The 216-nt window shown below is 55.1% G+C and carries 1 pseudogene; it reads right to left on the reverse strand.

Annotation, left to right across the window (positions count from 1 at the left end):
• Window positions 1-216, reverse strand: a pseudogene (locus tag FDW87_RS21525) (iron-enterobactin transporter ATP-binding protein); the annotation flags it as partial.

Consider the following 216-nt stretch of genomic DNA (forward strand, 5'->3'; position numbering starts at 1 on the left):
GAATTTTCGGTGTACGCCCAAGCGGCACCACTAACGGCGTTCCGGCAACCGGATCGTCGATAATCATACAGCGCAGACCATAGATTTTTTCAATAAGCTGCGCGGTGACGATCTCTTTCGGCGCACCCTCGGCAACAATTTTTCCGTCACGCAGCGCAATCAGATGCGTCGCATAGCGACACGCCTGATTAAGATCGTGCAGAACGGCGGCCAGCG

The organism is Citrobacter sp. wls826, from assembly GCF_005281245.1.
Lineage (GTDB): Bacteria > Pseudomonadota > Gammaproteobacteria > Enterobacterales > Enterobacteriaceae > Citrobacter > Citrobacter braakii.